General features: G+C 69.9%; 20 protein-coding genes. 6 read left to right on the plus strand and 14 right to left on the minus strand.

Translation table 11 applies throughout. The features are described from left to right. Nucleotides 1–237: FAD-binding oxidoreductase (locus HUW36_RS03995; protein WP_174526850.1), on the minus strand; the 237-nt coding region annotated here is incomplete at its 3' end. A gap of 70 nt (nucleotides 238–307) precedes the next feature. Here HUW36_RS03995 and HUW36_RS04000 point away from each other — a divergent pair. Beyond that, complete coding sequence (locus tag HUW36_RS04000) at nucleotides 308–922, plus strand: TetR/AcrR family transcriptional regulator (RefSeq protein WP_174526851.1); 615 nt, start codon at nucleotides 308–310, stop codon at nucleotides 920–922. A 490-nt stretch (nucleotides 923–1,412) separates the two neighbouring features. Here the strand turns inward: HUW36_RS04000 and HUW36_RS04005 are convergent, their stop codons facing one another. From HUW36_RS04005 to HUW36_RS04035, 4 genes are all read right to left on the minus strand, one after another. Continuing rightward, on the minus strand, nucleotides 1,413–1,751 hold the full coding sequence (locus HUW36_RS04005) for a hypothetical protein (RefSeq protein ID WP_217428766.1): 339 nt from the start codon (nucleotides 1,749–1,751) through the stop codon (nucleotides 1,413–1,415). Nucleotides 1,752–1,946: 195 nt separating this feature from the next. Continuing rightward, complete coding sequence (locus tag HUW36_RS04010) at nucleotides 1,947–2,462, minus strand: DUF305 domain-containing protein (RefSeq protein ID WP_174526853.1); 516 nt, start codon at nucleotides 2,460–2,462, stop codon at nucleotides 1,947–1,949. A gap of 41 nt (nucleotides 2,463–2,503) precedes the next feature. After that, nucleotides 2,504–6,340: a fibronectin type III domain-containing protein gene (locus HUW36_RS34340; protein ID WP_246247865.1), complete on the minus strand. Its 3,837-nt coding sequence runs from the start codon at nucleotides 6,338–6,340 to the stop codon at nucleotides 2,504–2,506. 536 nt (nucleotides 6,341–6,876) lie between these two features. After that, nucleotides 6,877–10,254, minus strand: a complete 3,378-nt coding sequence (locus HUW36_RS04035; protein WP_174526854.1) for a GH92 family glycosyl hydrolase — start codon at nucleotides 10,252–10,254, stop codon at nucleotides 6,877–6,879. Nucleotides 10,255–10,956: 702 nt separating this feature from the next. On the opposite strand from HUW36_RS04035, the gene HUW36_RS04040 reads away from it, so the two are divergent. Next, on the plus strand, nucleotides 10,957–11,094 hold the full coding sequence (locus HUW36_RS04040) for a hypothetical protein (RefSeq protein WP_174526855.1): 138 nt from the start codon (nucleotides 10,957–10,959) through the stop codon (nucleotides 11,092–11,094). Between the two features lie 68 nt (nucleotides 11,095–11,162). On the opposite strand, the gene HUW36_RS04045 is transcribed toward HUW36_RS04040, so the two are convergent. From HUW36_RS04045 to HUW36_RS04055, 3 genes are all read right to left on the minus strand, one after another. Further along, complete coding sequence (locus HUW36_RS04045) at nucleotides 11,163–12,488, minus strand: polysaccharide pyruvyl transferase family protein (RefSeq protein WP_174526856.1); 1,326 nt, start codon at nucleotides 12,486–12,488, stop codon at nucleotides 11,163–11,165. 406 nt (nucleotides 12,489–12,894) lie between these two features. Further along, on the minus strand, nucleotides 12,895–13,455 hold the full coding sequence (locus tag HUW36_RS04050) for a GNAT family N-acetyltransferase (protein WP_174526857.1): 561 nt from the start codon (nucleotides 13,453–13,455) through the stop codon (nucleotides 12,895–12,897). Then, nucleotides 13,443–13,694 carry a hypothetical protein gene (locus HUW36_RS04055; protein ID WP_174526858.1) on the minus strand — a complete coding sequence of 84 codons (252 nt, stop codon included), beginning with the start codon at nucleotides 13,692–13,694 and terminating at the stop codon, nucleotides 13,443–13,445. The genes HUW36_RS04050 and HUW36_RS04055 overlap by 13 nt, the downstream gene beginning before the upstream one ends. Nucleotides 13,695–13,773: 79 nt before the next feature. On the opposite strand from HUW36_RS04055, the gene HUW36_RS04060 reads away from it, so the two are divergent. Next, nucleotides 13,774–15,060, plus strand: coding sequence for a low temperature requirement protein A (locus tag HUW36_RS04060; RefSeq protein WP_174526859.1), 1,287 nt, complete (start codon nucleotides 13,774–13,776; stop codon nucleotides 15,058–15,060). A gap of 207 nt (nucleotides 15,061–15,267) precedes the next feature. On the opposite strand, the gene HUW36_RS04065 is transcribed toward HUW36_RS04060, so the two are convergent. After that, entirely contained in the window at nucleotides 15,268–16,098 is an 831-nt protein-coding gene (locus HUW36_RS04065) for a L,D-transpeptidase family protein (RefSeq protein WP_174526860.1), read from the minus strand. Between the two features lie 115 nt (nucleotides 16,099–16,213). Here HUW36_RS04065 and HUW36_RS04070 point away from each other — a divergent pair, with 115 nt between their 5' ends. Both HUW36_RS04070 and HUW36_RS04075 read left to right on the plus strand, forming a co-directional pair. Continuing rightward, nucleotides 16,214–17,422, plus strand: a complete 1,209-nt coding sequence (locus tag HUW36_RS04070; protein ID WP_174526861.1) for a DUF2254 domain-containing protein — start codon at nucleotides 16,214–16,216, stop codon at nucleotides 17,420–17,422. A 65-nt stretch (nucleotides 17,423–17,487) separates the two neighbouring features. Continuing rightward, the gene (locus tag HUW36_RS04075) at nucleotides 17,488–17,883 is read left to right on the plus strand and encodes a DUF4190 domain-containing protein (protein WP_174526862.1); all 396 of its coding nucleotides are present in this window, start codon (nucleotides 17,488–17,490) and stop codon (nucleotides 17,881–17,883) included. A 3-nt stretch (nucleotides 17,884–17,886) separates the two neighbouring features. Here HUW36_RS04075 and HUW36_RS04080 read toward each other — a convergent pair whose 3' ends face one another. From HUW36_RS04080 to HUW36_RS04100, 5 genes are all read right to left on the minus strand, one after another. Beyond that, complete coding sequence (locus tag HUW36_RS04080; RefSeq protein WP_174526863.1) at nucleotides 17,887–18,315, minus strand: hypothetical protein; 429 nt, start codon at nucleotides 18,313–18,315, stop codon at nucleotides 17,887–17,889. Beyond that, on the minus strand, nucleotides 18,312–18,683 hold the full coding sequence (locus HUW36_RS04085; protein WP_174526864.1) for a DUF1330 domain-containing protein: 372 nt from the start codon (nucleotides 18,681–18,683) through the stop codon (nucleotides 18,312–18,314). The genes HUW36_RS04080 and HUW36_RS04085 overlap by 4 nt, the downstream gene beginning before the upstream one ends. Before the next feature lie 32 nt (nucleotides 18,684–18,715). Next, on the minus strand, nucleotides 18,716–18,985 hold the full coding sequence (locus HUW36_RS04090; protein WP_174526865.1) for a BON domain-containing protein: 270 nt from the start codon (nucleotides 18,983–18,985) through the stop codon (nucleotides 18,716–18,718). Between the two features lie 430 nt (nucleotides 18,986–19,415). Then, nucleotides 19,416–20,507, minus strand: a complete 1,092-nt coding sequence (locus HUW36_RS04095; protein WP_174526866.1) for a PP2C family protein-serine/threonine phosphatase — start codon at nucleotides 20,505–20,507, stop codon at nucleotides 19,416–19,418. Next, nucleotides 20,500–21,303, minus strand: coding sequence for a potassium channel family protein (locus HUW36_RS04100; RefSeq protein WP_174526867.1), 804 nt, complete (start codon nucleotides 21,301–21,303; stop codon nucleotides 20,500–20,502). The genes HUW36_RS04095 and HUW36_RS04100 overlap by 8 nt, the downstream gene beginning before the upstream one ends. Before the next feature lie 98 nt (nucleotides 21,304–21,401). Between HUW36_RS04100 and HUW36_RS04105 the strand changes: the two genes are divergently transcribed. Further along, nucleotides 21,402–21,839, plus strand: a complete 438-nt coding sequence (locus tag HUW36_RS04105) for a MarR family transcriptional regulator (RefSeq protein WP_174526874.1) — start codon at nucleotides 21,402–21,404, stop codon at nucleotides 21,837–21,839. The last annotated feature ends 11 nt before the right edge of the window (nucleotides 21,840–21,850 follow it).

Genomic DNA, 21,850 nt, shown 5'->3' on the forward strand with positions numbered 1-21,850 from the left:
CCGCATCGGGCTCAGGTCCAGCGTCAGCCCGCCGTCGGCCAGCGCGCGGCCGGCCCAGTCGTGCCCGCCGCCGCGCACCGACAGCGGGAGGCCCTTCTCCCGGGCGGTCCGCACCCCGGCCTGGACGTCAGCCGGGGTGGCGCACCGCAGGACGGCGAGCGGACGGCTGGTCACCGCACCGTTCCAGATCGTCCGCGCCGCGTCGTATTCCGTGCCCGAGGTCAGCATGTCTCCCATTCGGCCAGAGTATCCACTTACTCATCAGAGGCCAACTCTGACGAATGGTGGAGGCTATGCTCACACGACCATGACCGAAGCGCCGAGGACCCGTCGCGCCGAGTACGCCGCGGCCACCCGCGCCGCCATCATCGAGGCGGCGCGCTCACTGTTCGCCCGCAACGGGTACTTCGCGACGAAGATCGAGGACATCGCCGCGGAGGCCCGCGTCGCGCCGGCCACGGTGTACGCGGTGACCGGGGGGAAGCAGGGGCTGATCCGGACGCTCGTGGACCTGTGGAGCCAGGCGCCGATCGTGGCGCAGACCCTCTCCCGGCAGGAGACGCTGACCGACCCGGACGAGATCCTGCGCGACACGGCAGCCACGGTGCGGGCCATGCGCGAGACGTACGGCGACATCATGCGGCTGATGCTGACGACCGCGCCGCACCACGCCGAGGTCGCCGAGAGCCTGCGGGTGGCCACCGGCCGCTACCGCGACGCCGTCGAAGCCGTCGCCGTCCGGCTCCGCGACGTCGGCGGCCTGCGTGCGGGGACGACGGTCGCGGAGGCGACCGACATCCTCTGGTTCTACTTCGGCTACTCCGGCTACTTCACCCTGCTCGACGACAACGGGTGGACCTACGAGCAGGCGGAACGCTGGCTGGTCGCCCAGGCCACGGCGGCTCTGCGCGCAGACGCGTAGGCGCTGGAGACCGGACAGCAAGAAGGCCTCGACCCACCGACGTGAACCAAGGCGTTGAACTTCTTGTGATGACGGGACGGCCGGATCCGAACCGACGACCCCTTCTCACGGTAGGTAGCCGGAGCATGTCTGTCATCACCTACCGTCCGTTGTCACCCTTCGCCCACATCTGGCCCGGGCTTGTCGGGGGGCAGCCCGAGCCCGCTGGCGCCGGGTGACCGGCTGGCGCGAAGGCCTGCATTCCGGATGGACTTGAACGCCTGTTGCCCGCTTCGCGCTCGCGGTGCACCGGCCCGTCCAGCCAACGACGGCGGATCCAGCCTGGCGGCGCCCGGACGCGACGTGTTCGCCGCGCTCTCCATCATGTCGATCTCGGTGCCGTTCGGCGCACCTCGTGCTTCCAACCCGCCCTTCCACCATCGCCGACCAAGAGACCTGGCTGCGGTGGGTCAAGGTCGATCTGGGGCGGGTTGCCCGGCCACCAACATCGTCACGATCCGGGCCACCAGGCGGGTTCCGGCTTCGGGCAGAACTCATTCGTCACCGGGAAACCCTGGATCAGGAAGTAGACGACGGCCGACGCCGCGAGAGCCGCGAGACCCGAGGTTGTCGCTAGCAGTACCCGGCCGGCCCGCCAGCGGTTGCCCTTCAGCCGCAACGCAACACCGGTGACGACCGCAGTCTGCACCACGACCAACAGCGGCAGGTGGAAGAGCACGAGGAAGAAACCCACCCCGGCGGAGTCGAGCTCGCAGGCCTTCCACACCAGAGCCACCTGACGGATCTCCAGGACCGCGGCGAAGAAGGACGCGACGGCGGCGGCCACCACGACGGGGACGACCCGACCGCGACGCGTCGGCCGGACCGAGGAGGAGGGGCTGGTCGGCACGGCCACCACAATATTCCATGGCCCTCGCCACTGGTTGGGCCGCTCCGGTGCACGTCTCGTGGGCCCTGCCATTCCCGCCGTTCCTCAGGCGAGACCAGAGGAACGGCGGGAATGGAGGCGTTCGGTCGACGAGCGTCAGCCCTTCCGCACCTCCTGCAGGGAGACGAGCAACGCCGTGCCCGCCGACGTGACACTGGCGGCGAGCTGCTGTGCCTCGCCGGACGCCGTCACGCCACGGTGGCGACCGACCTCGCTGACGGTTCGCCGCGTATTCGTCATCAGCGCTTGGAGGAACGCATCGTCGAAGGCTTCGGCCGACACGCCTCGCAGCCGATCCTGCTCAGCCGTCGCCGGCGGCCGCTCGGACGGTCTACCCCAGGCTGTCAACAGTCCATTCAACTTTCTGATGTCGCCCTCGTACCCCTGGCGCAGACCTTCCGCCAGCTGTCGCACCTGTGCGTCCCGTGCCCGCTGGACCCCGACTTCGGCGAGGGCCACGGCCTCCCGCCGATGAGCCAGCAGGACGGTCGCGAGGCGCACGTCCTCGGCGTTGTACGACGCCGGCGAGGCCATCGGCGTGCCAGTGACCTTCGGGACGGGTGCCGCGCGTCGGTTGCCCGCGCTGCACCCGGCCAGCAATACGGCCAACATCCCCGCGATCGCTGACCAACGAGCCATTGCAGATCGCGACATCACAGGTTCGGGACCAGCGAGAATTCCCACGGATGCACCTTGTTTTCTCCGAGGTACCCGAGCCAGTTGGCCCGGATTGCGCTGTCGAGGTGCTGCCGCGACAGGCCATACCCGTGGCTGTTCCACAGGCTTGCCCCGATACTGATCGACCGCACATCACCGTCGTCCTGCACACCCACGGGCGCGGCGCCGGTTTGCAACTCCCATTCGGTGAACTTTGCCCGCCGGCCGACGTAGCCGTAGTGAATGTTCGACCACACGTCGTAGTAGATCTCGTAAGGTAGACCGGGGATGCGATACCAGTAGGCCTGGTAACCGTCCTCCCGTCCCGGCCCGAAGCCCGAGGCGATCGCCGGTTTGTGATCCCAAACGCCGCCGGGGCGGACCAGCCACCCCCATGCTGTGTAGGCGCTCAACTTCTGCACGGGTGAAAGCACGGCGAGGTCGTTCATCGTCGCGATGGAAGCGGCCGCACTCGATCGCGCGTTGTTGTACATCTCCTTGTACATGTAGGTGAGGGTGGACTCGTAAAGATCCGAGTCGTCGTTGTGGCCCTTGTAGGCGAAGGTGCCCCGAGGACCCGAGCTGAAGAAGGCCGCCTCTTTGCCGTACAACGTGGGCACAACCTCGAACCAGTGACAGCCGGGCTCGAAAAGGTACTTGAAGGTGTGGTTGGTGCCCGTGACGTAGCCCGCCCAGGTGAACTGAGACCTGTTGTAGAAGATCGGCCGGCTGCAGTCAGGCGTGCGCATGTAGTAGATGTTGTAGCCGTCTGCGACCTGACCCGAGAACGGCTTCCACGACAGGGACACGCTGAACATCCCGGCGGACGTCGTCAGACTCCACACTGGGTTCGGCAGCGGGAGGGTCTCCTGTTCAGTCGCCGTCATGACGCCCCGTTGCAGGCCGTTGACGGCCTGGACCCGGAACTCGTAGGTTTCGCCCGGAAAGAGGAACTTGGCGGTGAACGACGTACCCGAGACCGCGTAAGGCAACTCCTGGAACGCTTCTCCCCGGCTCACGTTGCGCATCTGGATGTAGTAACCGGTGGATGTGGAGTGCCCGTACCACCGCAGGTCGGCTGTGCCGCTCGACCTGCCGATCACACTCAGAACACTCACCTGCGGGGTTGGGCCGAGGGGCACCGCGGAGACCGCGTTGGAGTAGCCGCCTGCCTGGAGTCCGTCCTTCGACTGCACCTTGAACTCGTACGTCGCTCCGTTCACCAGCAACCCAGCCGTGAAGGTGTCGTCGGACACGGTGTACGGCAGTTTCCGCCAACTCCCGCCAAAGGTCACCTCGCGGATCCAGATGTCGTAGCCCGTTGCCCGGGACGCACCCGACCAGCGAAGGGTCACCTTCTGGTTGCCGGGAATGGCATACAAGCTTTCCGGGCCCTGCACCGGCGGTCCCTGCGGCGTCACCGACGCGGTCGCACTGGTGCCGCCGGCGACCAGGTCGTTGTACGCCTGGACCTTGTACTGGTAGGTCGCCCCGTTGACGAGTCCGCTCGCCGTCCAGCTGTCGTCGGCGACCGGGTACGGCAGCTTCGTGAAGGCCGTCTCACCGGCCGACACGTTCTTGACGTAGATGAAGACGGACGTGGCATTGGTCGGCATGTTCCACGTGAGGATCGCCTTCCGGTTGCCCGACTGCACGGTGAACCCGGTGGGCGCGGAGGGCGCAGGACCGGTGGGCTTCACACTGACCGCCGCCGAGGTGGCACCGACGATGAGTCCACTGGTGGACTGGAGCTTGAATTCGTAGGTCGCGCCGTTGACGAGGTTGTCGGCTGTCCACGACGTGCCGCTCACAGGGAACGGCAGCTTCTGGAACGCCTCGCCGGCCGTGACGTTGCGCATGTGCACGTGGTAGCCCGTGACGTTGGCCGCAGCGGTCCACGTCAACCTCGCGTAGTGGTCACCCGCGGTCGCCGTGAGACCGGCCGGAGCCGCTGGCGGCGCCACCGTCGGGGTCACCCGCGCCACGGCCGAGGTGGCACCCGTGATCAGACCATTCATCGAGACCAGCCGGAACTCGTACGTCGCGCCATTGATGAGTTCGTCGGCCGTCCACGTCGTGCCCGAGACCTCGTAGGGCAGCCGGGTGAAGCTCTCGTTGTGCGTGACGCTGCGCTGCTCGACGTAGTAGCCGGCGGCGTTGGCGCCCGCTGCCCAGCGCAGGGTCGCCTGACCGTTGCCCGCCGTGGCCGTCAAGTTGATGGCGGCCGATGGTGTCGGTACGGACGGCCGGGCCGTGACGACCGGGGAGTAGCTGCCGGGGATGAGACCGTTCATCGCCCGTAGCTTGAACTCGTAGGTCGCGCCGTTGACCAGCAGCCCTGCGACCCACCGTTCTCCTGGTACGACGTGCGGCAGCTTGGTGAAGTCCGATTCGCCCGAGGTCACGTTACGCATGTAGACCTCGTGACCGGTGGCGTTGATGTCGCTTGTCCAGGTCAGGGTCGCCTCACCAGCACCGTTGGTCACCGACAGACTTGCCGGTGCCGTGGGGGCCGGTCCGGTGGGCCGGACCGTGACCGCCGCGGTCACTCCGCCCTCGATGAGGCCGTTGAGCGACTTGATCTTGAACTCGTAGGTCGCGCCGTTCTGCAGCAGGCCTGCCGTCCAACTGGTGTCGGAGATCGGGTAGGGCAACTCCGCGAACGCCTGGCCCGCCGTGACGTTGCGCATCTGGATCTTGTAGGAGGTGGCGTTCCCCCCGCCGGTCCAGCTCAGCACGGCCTTGCCGTCACCCGCTGTCGCAGTCAGGTTGCTGGCGGCAGCCGGCACCGGCCCACCGACGGGCAGTGTCACCTCCGTGGAGGTGGCACCCTCGTCGTCGCCCTTGGCCGCCTGCACCTTGTAGTGGTAGGTGTTGCCCGCCAGCAGGTCCGTCATGTGCCAGGGGTTGTAGGCCTGCGTCAAAGGGATGGGTAGCCGCTTCCATTCCTTGTTGAGGATGTTGTCCTTCGTCCAGACCCAGTACTGAGTGGCCCCCAGCGAGGGGGTCCAGCTCAGGTCCGCCGTCGTCGCACCGGTGGAGACCACCGTCGCCTGGGGCGCGGCCTGGGGGCCGATCGGCACCTGCGGGAAGGGACGCTGATAGCTGACGCCGATGCCGAAGGCACTGCTCAAGGTGTCCGCGAAGGCCGCGGCGATGCGAAGCTCACCCCGGGCGTTCGGGTGGACACCGTCCCAGGTGTGGTCAGCCGCGACAAAGCCGTTGGGCGTGTCCGCCACAACGATCGGGGACGTCGCCGTCGTCAGCTCAGCCGCTACGGCGGAGAGACGGTCGTTGTAGGTGGCCACCTTCTGGCCGAAGGCAGGCTCGTCGATCGCACGCTTGGTAGGAAGAAGCTTACCGAGAACGATACGGACATCTGCCCGGCCTGAGCGGGCGTTGGCGATGTAGGCCCTCAGGTCGACCTCGACCTCCTCAGCGCTGCGCCCGGACCAGCCAAGATCGTTGATTCCGAGCAGGACCAGCAGCATCGACGGGTCGTACTGGGCGACGTCGGCCTGGATCGTTGCCGCCGCTTCACGCAACTGCCTACCCCAGGTGGCATTGTGGTCCTGGTCGAAGGAGGGGTCCGCATAGGTACGGTCGGCGTCACCCGTCTCAGATGTCATGATGTTGTCGAGGTCGTTGCGCGGGCCGACGAGGTCCGCCGTGACGCCGCTGGCGACGAGATGCTTCCAGAGACGGTAACGCCAGGTCCAGTCGCCGCTGCTGCCGTGCGAGATGGAGTCACCAGCGATCATGATCTTGGTCGGTTCAGCGGCCGCCTGGGCGGCGGCGGCACCCGCCGTTGGCAACGCTCCGGTCGGACCCACCAAGCCGACGGTCAATGCGGCGACGAGTGCGAATGCACCAGCTCGCGATAAGTGGCGCCACCTGGGTGCCAAGGCATCCTCCAGCTGAGATGCGGATAGTACGGCACATGATCAACCTCAAGGTGCGACGCCACTGACCGGGTGACTCAAGCGTTATCGATCCGTTACGTGCTCCCGGCGCGCTTCGAGGTGGGAGATAAAGCAGCAGGCGTCCACGCTGGCGTCGCGGCCTACCGGCCGAAATCGCTGGCGCGTCGGCCATTGACAGCGGGGATTTCGTACAGGTGGTGGCGGCTTCGCTTTGTGCCTGGTCGTCGGGATCCCGGTGGGCCGCGGGTCGTGCATCGCACTACCCGGGCGCGCTTTGCCAATGCTCGACCGGCCGGGTGGCCGGCACCGGAATCGACAACTGAACCTCGCGGCACGACAAGGCCAGGATTGTCTTGCTGTGCCGGTTCGCTGATGAGACACGGAACTGTGTCATTGCGCGACGGCAAGCGGCTTTGTTCATCCGCCAAGGGCCCACCGTTTCGGTCTCACGTTCGTCCAGTTCCCACCGCAAAGATGTGCTGCTCTCCCAGTGTGTTGCTGGGTAGTGTCACTGACTTCACCGTTTTTCCGGTGGCCAGCGGGAAGGTGCTGGCAAAGACGTACGTGGTGATGGTTTGTCGGCCGTATCGGGCGCTGTTGCGGTAGGGGGTCTGAGCGACGATCGTGTTTCCGTGGCCGGCGGAGCGGCTTCCGCCGACAAGCGTCCAGTCGCTGAAGCCGAGGGTGACGTCCTGGTTGGTGCCGTCGGTGTAGGTGATGGTGGCTAGGCCTGCTGCCCCGTCGATCCAGCCGGTGGCGGCGCCGAGGAAACCGATCTTCGTCGCTCCCGCTACGGGGGTCACCGTGAGCCGCTGGCCGTCCGCGTGGTAGTTGTCGCGGTCTCCTGCAGCGAGGTTGGGCCAGGTGTAGGTGACGCCGTTGTGCGTGACGGTGGAGCCGGCGCGCAGCCCGGCCACCGCGAGGGCCTGCCGAGAGTAGCTGTAGGTCGCCCCGTCGAGATCGGCGCCGCCCGGGTAGGCATCGTCGCTCATGCCGACGTTGTCGCGGTGGCCGCCGAAGCCGATGTCGAAGACGTGGAGCCGGCCACCTGAGACGGTCGCCGGCAGGGTCATCCCGACCACGGTTTCTCCCGGATAGAGGGAAAATGATGCCGAGTACAGGTAGGTGGTGATGTTCTCCTTACCACCGGCGAGTGCCTGGTTGCGGTACGGCATGGCCGCGGCCACGGTGGTGCCGGGCCGGACAGCTGCCTGGCCGCCGGCCAGAGTCCAGTCGCTGAATGCGAGGGTGACCTGTCGGGTCGTCCCGTCGGCGAGATGCACGGTCGCGGTGCCTGCCGCCCCGTCGATGTCGCCCTCGGCGCTGCCGAGCACCCCGATCGTGGTGGCTCCGGCCGGGCTGTGCACGGTCAGTCGTTGGCCCTGCGCGATCACGTTGTCCGGTTGCCCGGGTCGGACGTTGGGCCAGGTATAGGTGATGCCGTCCGTGGTCAGCCGGCTTCCCGGGACGATGCCGGCGGCGGCGAGCGCCTCGATCGAGTAGCTCGACGTCCACTGGTCGTAGTTGCTCGAGCCGGGAGAGCTGTCGGCGCTGCTGCCGGCGTTGTCCGCCGCGGCGACGGCGTTGACGCCGTAGGACGGCGGGGTACCGGCTGCTCCTGCCGCCCATGCCGTATTCGGCGAGCCGGCCAGGACCAGGTCGATCGTTCCCCCTGAGCCCAATGCTGCTGGCGGCAGGTAGGCTCTGTTCCAGGTGGAACCGTCGTAGCGCATCGACTGGATGTATGCAGCCGAGGCCTGCGCCGCGGGCGCGTTGATCGTCAACGTCGCACCGCTGGGAAGCGTCACGACGGCCTGCGGGAACAACGGGCTGCCCAGGACGAGGTCGGCGGTCCCGGGAACGGCCGGGTACATGCCGAGTGCCGCCCAGACGTACCACGAGGACATGGACCCGAGGTCGTCGTTGCCAGGCAGGCCGTCGGGGGCGTTGCGGAAAAGCTCGGTCTGCACCCGACGTACCACCTGCTGCGTCTTGTGGGGCTGGCCGGTGTAGGCGTATAGCCAAGGTGCGCCGAAGCTGGGCTCGTTGCCGAGCCACGCTCCGGAACCGAGGGTGTCGTTCAGCGTCACGAAGTGGCTGTCGAGGTACTGGTTCATGACTGCATCGCCACCCTTGGCAGCGGTGAGGCCACGCACGTTGAACGGAACCATCAGGGTGTACCGCCAGGAGTTGCCCTCGGCCCAGTCGCCATAGGACATGTCGGTGGGGTCGAACGGCGATCGCCATTCGCCCGACTGTCGTCGGGGCTGGATGAACCCGCTCGTGGGGTTCAGCAGGTGGTGCCAGCCCTGGGCCCTCGATGCGAACCTGGCGTGGGTAGGGGCGTCGCCCAGCTGATCGGCGAAGGCGGCCAGGGCGAAGTCCGCAATGTGATACTCCAGCGAGGTGGAGGTTGTCGCGTTGTGGTTGCAGCAGCCGTAACCCCCGTCCTCTGGCAGGTAGCCGAGGTTGTCGAGATAGACGGTGCCCGGACGAGCGTTACCGGGCCGCGTGGACTGTGCGACCATCGCGGCGAGCGCCTTGCCGGTGTCGAAGTCTCGTGCTCCGAAGGCGTGCGCCGAGGCGATCGCCGGAATCGCGGGGTCGCCCACCATCATGTACGACTCGTCGTTGGCGACCGACCACTTCGGTAGCCGTCCGCTCTGCTCGTAGTCGTTGAGCAGTGATCGCACCAGGTCGCTTGCCCGCTCGGGCGCCAGCAACGCCATGAGCTGGACCTGGGACCGGTAGACGTCCCATCCGGAGAAGTTGGCGTACTGGTCGTCCTGCCCCGTCGGCAGGGCGCGGACCTGGCCGTCGAAGCCCCGGTACTGCCGGTTTGCGTCGCTGAACACGTTCGGGTGCAGCAGCGAGTGGTACAACGCGGTGTAGAAGATCCTCTGCTCATCCGCGGTGCCGCCGCCGATCCGCACGCGGCCCAGCAGTTGGTTCCAGGCGGCCCGCGCCGCAGTGCGGACCGTGGTGACGTCCCAACTGGTCAAGGTGTCGCGGTTCGCCCGCGCGTTCGCGAGGCTGACGAAGGAGATGCCGACCTTCGCGTGCACGATCGAACCCGCCGGGAACGTCAGGGCGATGCCGCCGTCACCCGTGACGAAGGGCCGCGGAGCCCACTTCTGACTGCTCGTGAACGCACGGTCGAAGCTGACGGCGAAGTACATCGTGTAGTCGTTGTCCTTGGTGCAGAACCTTCCGTCCGTCACCGAGCCGGTGATCTCCGTGGAGCTCACGACCGACACGGTGGCGTTCGACGCGGCGGCGCCCGCGCTCGCCTTCACCAACAGGGCTGCCGCCGGGCCGGACGGAAAGGTGAACCGACCGAGTGCCGACCGCACGGACGTGGTCAACTCGGTACGGACGCTGTTGGCCAGGTTCACCGAGTAGTAGCCCACCGACGCCGACTCGCCCGTGTGCGAGAAGCCGACCGTCGCGTTGTCCTTGTCGCTCGGAAGCGCACCGGTTATGGGCAGGAACGGCAGATTGCCGTACGCGAAACACCCCGCCCCACTCATGCGGTTCACACCGAAGCCGGAGATCGCGTTGGCGCCGTGGTCGTAGCCCCCACCCGGCACTCGCGGCGTGGTGTCCGGCGCCCATTGCAGCATGCCGAAGGGCATGCTCGGCCCAGGAGACGTGTTGCCGGCGTCCCGCCCCGGGGCGGCCCGGGTACCGACCATCGGATTGACCAGCGCCGCCGGGTCCGACACCAGGGAAACCGCAGCATGAGCAGGCCGGAGGGGCGCCGGCAGGACGAGCACCGCCGCAACCAGGGATGCCGCGAGCAGACCTGCGCGTAGTTGTCTCATGGCGGACTCCTCGCTCGCGGCCGCTGAGCCGCCCTGTGATCGACGAGACACTACCTGCAAGATCCTCCAGACGCTGCCCCGTCGGCAGCCGACAGCCCAGAGGTAACCTGTCGAGCTCGTAAGTTCGGGGCGGGTCAGCGCCGTGCGGCGGCCGGCTGCTCCGGCGGTCACCGCAACGATGGGGTCACGACAGCTTCACTGGTGTGCCTGCTCCTGCGCCAGATCTTGCAGATGTTCACCCGGCTCGCCCGCGACGGCGGCGCGACAGACGCCAGCGCTCAGCCTGCGGGCCCGCACCACTACTGCACCGAGGCTGCACCGCTCCCGGTGTGCCTCCGTCGTCATGAGCTTGGTCCACTGGGGCACCTGCGGCCGCAAGACGCAGGGCCAGCACTCCCCCGGCGTCGCCTACTACCGCTGGCGCTTCCCTCAGGAGGAGGCCCGGACCAACAAGGTCCACCACACCCCGTCAGCGACCAGCAGGTCCTGCCTTTCACCGTCGCCGCTGTCGCCCGTGGCTCCGCACGGGCGAGACGGTCAGCGACACGGCTCTGCGCCTCGTCCACGGTGACTCGGCGCCGGCCAGGGCCTACGCCGTGGCCCCAGCCATCGCACGATCTTCCGGCGGCCGTCCTCGTGCCCGCGCCACGCCCAACGCCGAAGCCAAGTGACGTTGGAGTACTAGCCTTAGGCCATGATCAGATGACGCCGTCGACGTACACGAACGGTTGCGGTGGGCCGGACGGGCCGGGGGCGTACGAGCGCAGCTTCGCCACGCTCTGCGCGTACCCGGCGGAAGCGCTGCTGGACGCGGCGGGGCGCGGGCCGGACGGCGGGTGACCGACGCCGGCACCGGGCTGGGCACCGTCGCGGCGCTGGCTAATCCGCTGCGAACAGGCCTACGACCGTCAGCGCGACAGCATCCGGCGGACCCGGCTGCCCATCGCCTGCTTCAACTGGTCGCGCAGTGGCTTGGCGCGGCGTGCCTTGAGCTTCTGGTGCAGCGCCTGGTTCTCGTCGCGCAGCCACTGGATGCGCGCCAGCAGTTCCTCGCCGGTGTAGGCGGAGGCCGGCCGGACCGCCGGCGGGTAGACGGTCTGGCGGACCTGCTCGTCGAAGCGGGTGGCGCTGTCCCCGTCGGCGAACGAGAGGCCGAGGTCGTGCTTGGCGAGGAACGCGGAGATCCGCGCGAAGCGCTCCTTGTGGCCCTCGTTCAGGGCCGTGTAGTCGGCTTCCTCGTAGAGTTGGGCGGCGTCGACGTCGGCCGGTACGTCGCGCATCAACCGGTGCGGGATGTCGAAGTAGCGGGCCAGCTCCAGGGTGCGCGAGTCGTGTGCGAGGAGATACCCGGGAGTGCCGGAGATCAGCGCCGTGATGGTGCCGTGGATCCGGGTGCCGAAGGCGAAGTCGAACCCGGAGAGATAGTCCATCCAGGGCCACGGGTCCACGAACATCCGCACCTTGTCCTCGACGAAGAGCGGGTGTGAGGTGTAGATCGGCATCTCGTCGGTCCTGCCGCGCGACGTCGGTGCGTCGCCGTAGAGCAGGGTGCCGAGGGCGTACAGGCCCTGCGCCAGGTAACGCAGGTTCGGGTAGCGCTGGTGGTGGTGGCGGACCATCGGGGCCAACGCGCGGACGTACGGCGAGATGACGAACGCGAGCCGGTCCTCGGTGCCCAGGGTCGCCTTCGCCTTCTCGACCCGGAGGCTGTCGCCGTGCAGGAACATCGACGGGCAGCCGATCTGCTCGACGGCGGAGAAACCCAGCGTACGCAGGTAGCTCTCGCTGATCTCGCCGCGTACGCCGATGCTGTGCGACCGGTCCAGCACCGCCCGGCAGAACGCCTTCACCGGCTCGTCGATCCGGCGCAGGTACTCCCGGTCGCCGTCCACGTCGGTCTGCGCCCCGACCCCGAGCACCACCACCGGGATCTTGAGCCGCTCGATCAGCCGGGTCATCGACATCAGCCGGTCCGCGTAGTCGTGGCGGAACGCGTTGGCCAGCGGAATCACGAAGACGTCGTACTTCTCGTTGATCTCGTCGGCATCGCGCGGGTCGGTCCGGAACCGCGACGGGGTGATCTCCGCCGCCGAGGTGGCCAGCAGCTTGTGCGCGGCGTGGCTGAAGACCAGGTTGCCGCTGTTCTTGCCGATCCAGTCCCGCTCGTAGGTCTCCTCGGCGGTGACGACGTCGAACGGGCCCTTGCGGGCTCGCAGCAGGATCCGCTTGTGCATCCGGGGTGTCCACCCTTCGTCCCGGACGCCGCGGCGCCCGACGAGGCCGAAGCGGCGCGACCGGCCGAGCACGGCCCCGTTGAGTGCAGGAGCAGAAATCCTATGCCATCTCCGCGCCGGCCCGGATCCCACCTGCCGGCCCTCACATCGGCCCGAAGGTGCGCGAGGATACCGGCCATCAGGGCGCCATCCGCAACTCAGCTGCCAGCAGCTCGACCGCCCGAACCGACGTATCCCCAACAAGCTCGCAAAGGGCGAGGACGAGGATCATCGCCAGGAACAGACGATGCACACCGATGACGAACGTGGTCGCCGCATCGTTGGACGGGGATTTTCGGCAGGCGGTGGACCGTCGGCAGCCGATCGGCTGGGCCCGCCCGCCGGCGGCCCCACGGATCGCGGTGGGTCAGGGAAGCGCGGAAGCCGCAGTCATCGAGTCGATCTCGACAGTGCAGCGGTAGCGGACCTCGACGTAGGGAAAGCCTCGGGAACCGTCCGTCTTTCTCGATCCGTCGGCACGCCAGCCACCAGCCTCGTAGAAGCGCCGGGCGCGGCCGTTCGTCTCCAACACCCACAAGACGATCTCTCGGTAGCCGGCCTTCGCCAGCCGGCGCGTGCCTGCCTCCATCAGCAGCCGGCCGGCACCCTGGCCCCAGAACGGTGGCAAGAGGTAGACGGCCACGATCTCCCCCACCAGTCGCGAATCGGTGTCCGTGTCCCGGCCCGGCGAGACGTTGACGAACCCGATCACCCCCTCACGCTCGTGCTCCAACACGAGGGTGCCGGCCGGTGCGCGATCCTGCTGGATCCACTGCCGCCAGCCCTGCCGGCGTTGGACCGGATCCAACTGATCGAGATACTCCTGGGGCACCTGCCCGCGGTACGTCTCCTGCCAGGTACGTACATGGACGACAGCGAGTGCGTCGGCGTCCCGAACGGTTGCGTCTCGGATGATCACGTCCGACATCTTGTCAGGATCGCCGGCGACCAGCACGGGCGCTGATCTCGCCGCGCGAGTGTGCCCGGCTCAAGCCTCACCGACCGCACGGAGCTGCGCCAGCCCCGCCCCAGCACCACGGCCGCGACGAGGTGGCCGGTGGTGAGACCGGCGGCGGCCAGCCGCAGCGGGAGCATCGTCTCCAGCACGCGCAGCACGGTGGTGGACGCCGCGTGCTCGGGGCGTATCCGGGCGGGCGGGCCGCACACCGGGGCGCCGCGGCTTTCGGTCGGTGGGTGCGACGGCAAAGCCGGGACCCATGCCCGCCGGATGCCCGAGACTGGCCGGGTGAGCAGCCCACCGCGTCTCCGCCGGTCCCGGTGGCTGATCCCGGTGGCGCCGGGGAGCCGGGTGACCCGCCTGGAGCTGTTCTACGACCTGATCTTCGTCTTCGCGTTCCTCAACGTCACCGGACTCGTCGCCCGCGATCTGGCGGCGTCCCAGGTGGCGGCCGGCATGGTGGTGGTGGCGCTGCTGTGGTGGTGCTGGACCGGTTTCGTCGCGCTCGGCAACGTGGTCCGCGCCGACCACGGCGTCCTGCCGGTGCTCGGCTTCGGGATCATGGCCGCGGTGTTCGTGCTCGCGATCGCGATCCCGCAGGCCTTCGTCGACCAGCCCGACGACCTGCCCGGCCCTCTGGTGTTCGCCGCGTCCTACCTGATCGTGCGGGCTCTGACCTCGGCCGGGTTCCTGTTCGTGCTGACCCGTGCCGGGCACACCCGTGTCCAACTCGCCGCCGTCACCGTTCCGCCGCTGCTGGCCGCGGTCCTGATCGGGCTCTCGGTCGCCGTGCCCTGGTGGGTGCCGGCCGACGCGGTCCTGGAGGCCCGCCTGGTCCTCTGGACCTCGGCCCTGCTCGTCGAGTACGCGGTCGGGCTGGTCCTGCCCTACGCGCACTGGTCGCTGCCGTCGGCCGGGCACTGGGCCGAGCGGCACGGCCTGATCGTGCTGGTCGCCCTCGGCGAGGTGGTGATCTCGCTGGGCGTCGGCCCGGGCCGGTTCGACCGGTTGGCGCTGACCACCCGGGTCATCACCGCGTCCGTGCTGGGCATCGCGCTGGTCGCCGCGATGTGGTGGTTGCACTTCGACAGTCTGGCCGCGGGGGTGGAGCAGGTCCTGCACGGCGTCCGAGATCGCGTACGGGTGCCGCTGGCCCGCGACGTCTACACCTACCTGCACCTGCTGACCATCCTCGGCGTGGTGACCACCGCCCTGGGCCTGAAGCTGCTGCTGGAAGCCGTGGCCATGCGGCACTCCCCGCTGTCCGGTCCGGTCAGTGCGGTCCTGCACGGTGGAGTCGTGATCTACCTGGTGAGCCAGGCGGCGATCGCCCGCCGCGCCTTTCGTCGGACGAGCCGCTCCGCCCTCGTCACGGCCGCGCTGATCGCCGCGCTGGCGGTGCCCGGTGCCCACGTCGCGCCGTTGGCCGCCCTGACGGTGCTCGTCACGGTCTGCGGTGCGCTCGCGGTGTTCCAACGGATGACCGGCGAACGCAGACGGATCAAGGCGGCCCTGCGCCGCGAGGAGCACGCGGTCGAGGAGGCGGTCAGCGCGTGGCGGAGGCAGTATCTGTGAAGCGGTCCCGCTGCTGGTCGCCCGGTGCGGCCCCGTCTAGGTCTCCGCCTCGGCGCGGCTCGCGCCGGCAACACGGGCCGAGGGCCGGTGAGCCGAGCGCCAGCCGGTCGGCGGCCACGGCACCCACGTACGCCGCCTGGTCGCCGGCGCCCAGGACGAACCCGACCAACCGAGCAGCCTGCGGGTCGATCCGGCGGGCGGTCCGCGTCAGTACACCCAGACCTGGGTCTTCTTCGGCAGCACGTCCTGCGCCCACAGCCAGTCCATCGCCGGCAGCGTCACCCGCACGCACCCGTGCGAGGCCGGATACGGCGGGACGCTGGTGTAGCCGTGGATCGCGATGCCCTGCTCCTGGAAGTACTTCGGCCGGTACAGCCGGCCGAGCGGTCCGTCGCGCCAGCCGTCGACCTGCCAGTCGATGGTCCACCTGCCGCGCGGGGTGTCGGCCAGGTAGGTCTCGCCCTGGTAGGTGTAGTGCTCGAACGTGCCGGTCGAGGTGTTGAAGATCCGGCTCACCTCGCCGTCGTCGACGATCATCAGCAGTTGCCGGTCCAGGTCCACCTCGGCGAGGTGGCCGTCGGCGCTGCGGGCGTCGGGGCGTTTCCCGTCGTCGAGCGCGGCCCTGGTCTTCGCGCCGATGATCCCGTCGGGGCGCAGGCCGGCGGCCTTCTGCAGCGCGTAGACCGCCTGCTCGGTGAGCAGGCCGAACGTGCCGTCGGACTCGCCGACCCAGTATCCGAGCCGGTCCAGCCGCTCCTGCAGCGCCCGGACCGCGTCGCCGGTGTCGCCGCGACGCAGGGCGTTCCGCGCCCCGGCGCCGGGCGTGCTCGACGGCGACGGGCTCGACGGCGAGGGCGAGGCGGTCGTCGACGCGGGCGAGGGCGTCTCACCGGTCGTCGGGGCCGGCGGCGGTGTCGACGTCACCGGCTGGCTCGGGCCGGACGAGGCGGGCTCTGGATCCTGCTCGGCGCCGCAACCGGCCGCGAGCACCAGCAGGGCGGCGGCGGTGACGGCTGCCGTGACGTGTCGATTCCTCATGATCAGCGTGCCGGGTCCCGGCCCACCCCCCTCGTGCGTCCGGTCGGGATCTCCCTCCAGGTAAACAGACTCGTCGGCAGGTATGCAAAAGGTGCGTACCGGGGACTAGCGTGAGATGAGCGGTGCTCCGCGTACCCTCCGGTCCCGCGTGGTGGCGGCGTGGTCGGGGTTCTGGCTGGTGCCGGCGGCCTTCGCCGCCGGGGCCGTGCTGCTGGCGCTCGGCCTGTCGGTGGCCGAGCTGCGACTGGGCCTGCCCACCGGCGGGTTCCTGCCCAGCAGCGTGGCCGGCGCCCGGTCGCTGCTGTCGTCGATCATCACCGCGATGATCTCGTTCACCGCGCTCGTCTTCTCCATCACCGTGGTGGCCGTGCAACTCGCCAGCAGCCAGTACTCCCCCCGGGTCCTGCGAACCTTCCTGCAGGACCGGCTCACGCAGGCCGCCCTGGGCACCTTCCTGGCGACCGCGCTGTTCGCCATGGTGGTGCTGGCGGCACTGCCGGCCGGCTCCGACGCCCGGCTGCCGGAACTCTCGCTCGCCGTGACGATGACCCTCGTGCTCGCCAGCAGCGGACTGTTCGTCTACTACCTGCACCACGTCACCACGGTCATGCGGGTCTCGCACATCATCGCCGCGGTCGGTGCCCAGACCCGCCGGGTGATCGAGGAGCAGTATCCGGTCGGCCCGGCCGCCGCGCCCGTTGCGCCGCTCACCCCGCCGGTGCGGGTGATCAACGCGGTGCAGCCCGGCATGGTCCAGCACGTCGACCTCGCCCGGCTCGCCGCGCTGGCCCGCGAACACGACTGCGCCCTGTCGGTGCTGCCCGCGCCGGGCGACTTCGTGGTGGCCGGGCAACCGCTGATCGCGGTCCACCCGCTGCCCGGTGGTCCGTTTCCGGCGAACGTGCCGGAGGAGCGGGCCTGCGTCGCGGTGAACCTGGGCGTGGAGCGGACCCTCGGTCAGGACGTCGGCTTCGGGTTCCGGCAGCTGACCGACATCGCCGAGCGGGCACTCTCGCCGGGCATCAACGACACCACGACCGCGGTGCGCGGCGTCCAGGAGATGCACGACCTGCTGCGCCGCCTCGCCGGCCGGCCCGGTCACCGCCTGCTCGTCGACGACCCCGACGGCACCCCCCGCGTACGGGCCCGCGCGCAGGACTTCGACGGCTTCCTCGCGGTCGCCGTCGACGACGTCCGGCGGGCGGGACGCGACCAGCCGCGGATCACCCGCCTCCTGGACGACGTGCTCGCCGACCTGCGTTCCGTGGCGCTGCCGGAACACCTGCCCGACATCGCCCGCAGGACCGAGAGCCGGCAGGCATGAGTCGACGGTGACGGGGGAAGCGGCCGGCACAGACCAGCGCCCCACGGGGTATCGAAGGGAGTGCCATGACCGCGTCCAGCGAACCGGCCCGCGGGGCCGGCGCCTCGACCCGCGCCGGCCGGACCCGAGCCGGTACGGCGGCCAAGACCAGCGCCGCCGCCGCGTTCGCACTCGTGTTCGGCGTGGCCGCGCTGTTCAGCGTGCTCACCGCCGTCCTCGCCTGGATCGGCGTGGTGCTGGCCATCGTCGGCATCGTCCTGGGCGTCGTCGGGCTCAAGATGGCCACCCGGCCGGGGGTGACCGGCCGCGGCGTGGCGATCGGCGGCCTGGTGCTCAGTGTGATCGCCCTGCTGCTCGGACTGGCCCTCGGCGCGGGAATCACCACCTTCCTCAACAACGAGGGCGCGGTGGACCGGCTCCAGCAGCAGGTCGACGACCTGCGTGACCGACTCGACAGCTAGCGGTCAGTTCCACACGGTCACATCCTCGGCGGAGAGCGCTCGACCCCCCTCGAACTCCCGGTACGCATCTGGAGGCCCGAGTGCGTAGCGGTCGGACAGGTCGCGGTACGAGAAGTCGACGACGGTGCCGACCACGGTCACCAGTTGCGGCGGTTCCGCGGTGACCTTGCCGGTGGACAGCACCAGCAGCGTCCCGTCGGTGAAGTCGACGTCGCGTACCACGAACGCGGTGCCGGTGACGACGCGGTCGACCGTGGCCGTCACGGTGAGACGCGTGCCCACCTCGGCGCGGGCGACCGTGCCCAGCCGGACGGTCGCGGTCGGCTCCGGGGACGGCTGCGGGTCCGGCTCGCCGGCGCAACCGGCGACGAGCAGGGTCGCCGCCGACAGGGCAACAAGTCGCCTCCCCGGTCGCGGCCGAGTCCGGTTCACCCCTCGGTCCAGGACACCGTGGGTTGCAGTACGGCCTCCTCCAGCGCCGCCGTGCGCCACCGGGTCACCTCCTGGTACTCCGGGTCGGCGACCATCCGGCTGAACGCCGACCGGCTCGGATAGCGCACCAGCAGCACCGCGTCCCACGCCTGCCCCTTCTCCGCCACCAGCGCCGGTCCACCGTCGCCGGCGTAGAGCACCTCGCCGCCGTAGCGGGGCAGGAACGTCTCCCGCAGGGCGGCGCCGTACCGCTGGTAGGACTCCCGCCCGCCCTCGGCGAAGCGCAGGAGATTGAGCATGACCACCGGAGCGTCGGGATCGGCGGCGAGAAACGCCTTCAGGTCCCGACCGATGGGGTCGACAGCCATTCGTTCTCTCCCGTCGTCCTCGCCTGGCGGCGTCACGCCACGTACACCCTGACGTTGACATCGTGCACCCCGGGCACGGCCCAGACGAGCGCGCGGGCTCGGGCCAGCGCGTCGGCCGAGTCGACCCGTCCCTCCAGGATGACCACCCGGTTCTGCGTCTCCACGCAGATGCGCTGGTGGCGCAACAGCGGGTCACGATTCAGCAGCTCGACCACCCGGCAGGCCAACCGGGTGTCGTTCGCCACCGGACCGTCGTGGAACACCGAGGGCGTCCCCTCCGGGAAGAACCACGGGTAGGTCATGACTCGTCTCCTCACTCGATCGGCGTTCCGCATGCCCTACCCCCAGTGTTCGACCGGCAATACGACAGGTTCATGACGATCCGCACCCGCCTTCGTGACAGGTGCGGGCCCGGCCGTCCGAACCGTGCCGGCGACCCTCTTCCTGCTGAGGCCGCTGCGGGGCACCTACTCCGCGCAGGCCCGATCCGGTCCGGACGGCTTCGCGCTCGACGGTGTCCCCTGCCGCAGATCGTCGGCACTGGTCACCATCGCGGGCGCGGACGAGCCGGCGGCCAACCCGGCGACCAGCCGTGTGCCGCCTGTCCGGGCCGACGGTCCGGCGTCCCGACGCACCGGTTCCGACGCCGCGCCCGCGACGACACGGCCCCGGCCGACGGTCCCACGTCGGTCGACGCTGACGTGCCGGCCTGACCTCGCACCGGACGGCCCGCTACCGAATGGTGTCGCGGCCGCCGTCGGGCAGCCGCTCGATCAGCAGCAGCGCGAGATCGTCGCCGGGCTCCCCACCGACGTGCGTCCGCACCGCGCGCCATATCGCATCGAGCGCCTTCGGCAGGGAGGAAGCGGACAGCGGACGGTCGAGCAGCCCGAGAGGAAAGAACCGGCCGTCGTCGTCGCGCGCCTCGATCAGGCCGTCGGTGTGGAGCAGCAGGCGGTCGCCGGTCGCCCAGGTGCGGCGCCGCGGCGGGGTACGCCGGCCGCCCAGCCCCAGCGGCCGGTCCGGCTCGTTCTCGTCGAGCGGAGCGGGAGTACGCCCGCGACGGTGCCACAGCGGCATGGGATGCCCGCAGCTCATCACCCACAGGTCGGCCCCGCGCACCTCCAGCAGTACGGCCGTGACGAAGGTGACCCCGTAGGCGGGCCGCGGTTCCCGTGCGACCAGGGCGTCGAGATCCGCGGCGACCTCCTCCAGCCGGTCACGCACGATCGCGGACTGCCGGAAGGCGCCGATCACCGCCGAGGCGAGCTGCACCGCAGGTAGTCCCTTGCCGCACACGTCGCCGATGATCAGGCGCACCCGGTCCGGTCCCGGTACGACCTCGTAGAGGTCGCCGCCCACCCCCGCGTCCCGTTGTGCGGAGACGTACCGGGCTTCCAGTGCGACGGCGCCGATCGTCGGTGGGACCTCCCGCAGGATGGCCCTCTGGGTGACCCGCACGATCTCGCTCATCCGGCGGATCCGTTCCTCGCGCAGCGTGCGGGCCCGCGCCACGTACAGCGCCGCGACACTGACCGTGACGACCACCGCCACCCGCAGCACGTGGTCGAGACTGCCCAGGGTCTGGCTGGGCAGGCCGGCCAGGACGGCGGCGACCGTCGCCGCGGCGGACGCGACGGCGGTACGTCTCGGCGTGTCCACCGCGGCGGCCAGCAGGGGGGCCAGGGCCAGGAAACCGATGAGTACGGCGTGCGCGGCCGCCGCCACGTCGACCAGGAGCACGACGGCGATGAAGGCCAACGCCGCGGGCAGCCCGAGCCACGGTCGGTGACCGGACTCGGCCGAGCGCCCCGGCTCAGTCATCGACCGCGAGCGGATCGGGCACCGCGGCGGTGGCGGAGCGCGGTTCCAGCCTTGCCCGCAGCGCGGCGATCTCGGCCCGCAGGGCCGCGACGTCGGCGGCCGTCGCCGGCTCCGGTCGGTTCCGGTCGGCGACCCGCTCGACGATCCAGGTCGCGAGCGACCCGGTCACGAAACCGATCAGGCCGATCCCGCCGACCATGAGGCCGAGCGCGACCAGTCGTCCGGCCGTGGTGACCGGGAAGAGGTCGCCGTAACCGACGGTCGTGATGGTGACCGCGGCCCACCAGAGGGCGTCGGCGAACGAGGTGATCGACGCGTCCGGCGCGCCCCGTTCCGCGTCGAGCACCGCGAGGGCCGACACGACCACCAGCAGCACGGTCGTGGCGCTGACGTAGAGGGCGAGGCGGCCACGGGCCCAGTCGGTCGTGCGTCGGGTCAGGTTCAGGACGACCGTGACCAGCCGGAGGGCGCGCAGTGGACGCAGGAACGGCAGCACCAGCACGGTCAGGTCGAACAGGTGGGTGCGTAGGAACCGCAGCCGGTCACCGGTGAGCGCGAACCGCACCAGCAGGTCGACCCAGAAGAGCAGCCAGATGGTCAGACTGGTGACCTCGCAGGCGACCTCCCACCGGTGCGGAAGCTGCGGCACGAGGATGGGCCACGCGTACGCGGCCAGGAAGACCACGGAGAGCAGCGTCAGCGGGGCCGCGCTGAGCTGCTCCCAGCGCCCGACCGCGCGTTGTCGGAATCCGTCCCGCTGGTCGAGGACCACCCCCGCCACCTTTCCTGCATCCATGCAACCATTGTGCGGTGGAACCCTACGTGCCGCCCGAGGCGCCGGTGACCGACGCCGAGTCGGCGCTCGTCGACCAACTCGCCGCGCTGAGCCGGGTGATGGTGGGCTTCACCGCGCGGACGCTCGCCGGCCTCGACACGGAGCTGACCCTCTCCCAGTACCGCACGCTGGTGCTGCTCGCCGCACGCGGACCGCTGCGGACGGTGGACCTCGCCACCGTCCTCGGGGTCCACCCGTCGACCGCGACCCGCGCCTGCGACCGCCTGGTCCGACGCGACCTGGTGGCCCGGCGGCAGGGCACCACCGACCGGCGGGTGGCCTGGCTGACCCTCACCGAGGCCGGACGCGACCTGGTCGGGCAGGTGGTCCGTGGACGTACCGATCGGATCCGCGACCTCGTCCGCGCGGCGGGCGCGGCCGGCGCCGCGAGCGCCGGGGACCTCGTCATCGCCCTGGTGGCGGCAGCCGGCGAGCCCACCGAGGACCAGTGGTGGCGGGAGTGGGCGGGCAGCGTCGGGCGCGAGCCCGGCAGCTGAGCTGTCCACCC

Source organism: Micromonospora maritima, assembly GCF_902825405.1.
GTDB lineage: Bacteria > Actinomycetota > Actinomycetes > Mycobacteriales > Micromonosporaceae > Micromonospora > Micromonospora maritima.

Excerpts from the sequence above, each read along its gene's own strand:
- HUW36_RS04000 (WP_174526851.1), top strand. The coding sequence starts at position 308 with ATGACCGAAGCGCCGAGGACCCGTCGCGCCGAGTACGCCGCGGCCACC.
- HUW36_RS04010 (WP_174526853.1), bottom strand. The coding sequence starts at position 2,462 with ATGTTGGCCGTATTGCTGGCCGGGTGCAGCGCGGGCAACCGACGCGCG.
- HUW36_RS04035 (WP_174526854.1), bottom strand. The coding sequence starts at position 10,254 with ATGAGACAACTACGCGCAGGTCTGCTCGCGGCATCCCTGGTTGCGGCG.
- HUW36_RS04040 (WP_174526855.1), top strand. The coding sequence starts at position 10,957 with ATGACGCCGTCGACGTACACGAACGGTTGCGGTGGGCCGGACGGGCCG.
- HUW36_RS04045 (WP_174526856.1), bottom strand. The coding sequence starts at position 12,488 with ATGCACAAGCGGATCCTGCTGCGAGCCCGCAAGGGCCCGTTCGACGTC.
- HUW36_RS04050 (WP_174526857.1), bottom strand. The coding sequence starts at position 13,455 with ATGTCGGACGTGATCATCCGAGACGCAACCGTTCGGGACGCCGACGCA.
- HUW36_RS04065 (WP_174526860.1), bottom strand. The coding sequence starts at position 16,098 with ATGAGGAATCGACACGTCACGGCAGCCGTCACCGCCGCCGCCCTGCTG.
- HUW36_RS04070 (WP_174526861.1), top strand. The coding sequence starts at position 16,214 with ATGAGCGGTGCTCCGCGTACCCTCCGGTCCCGCGTGGTGGCGGCGTGG.
- HUW36_RS04075 (WP_174526862.1), top strand. The coding sequence starts at position 17,488 with ATGACCGCGTCCAGCGAACCGGCCCGCGGGGCCGGCGCCTCGACCCGC.
- HUW36_RS04085 (WP_174526864.1), bottom strand. The coding sequence starts at position 18,683 with ATGGCTGTCGACCCCATCGGTCGGGACCTGAAGGCGTTTCTCGCCGCC.
- HUW36_RS04090 (WP_174526865.1), bottom strand. The coding sequence starts at position 18,985 with ATGACCTACCCGTGGTTCTTCCCGGAGGGGACGCCCTCGGTGTTCCAC.
- HUW36_RS04095 (WP_174526866.1), bottom strand. The coding sequence starts at position 20,507 with ATGACTGAGCCGGGGCGCTCGGCCGAGTCCGGTCACCGACCGTGGCTC.
- HUW36_RS04100 (WP_174526867.1), bottom strand. The coding sequence starts at position 21,303 with ATGGATGCAGGAAAGGTGGCGGGGGTGGTCCTCGACCAGCGGGACGGA.
- HUW36_RS04105 (WP_174526874.1), top strand. The coding sequence starts at position 21,402 with ATGGTGGGCTTCACCGCGCGGACGCTCGCCGGCCTCGACACGGAGCTG.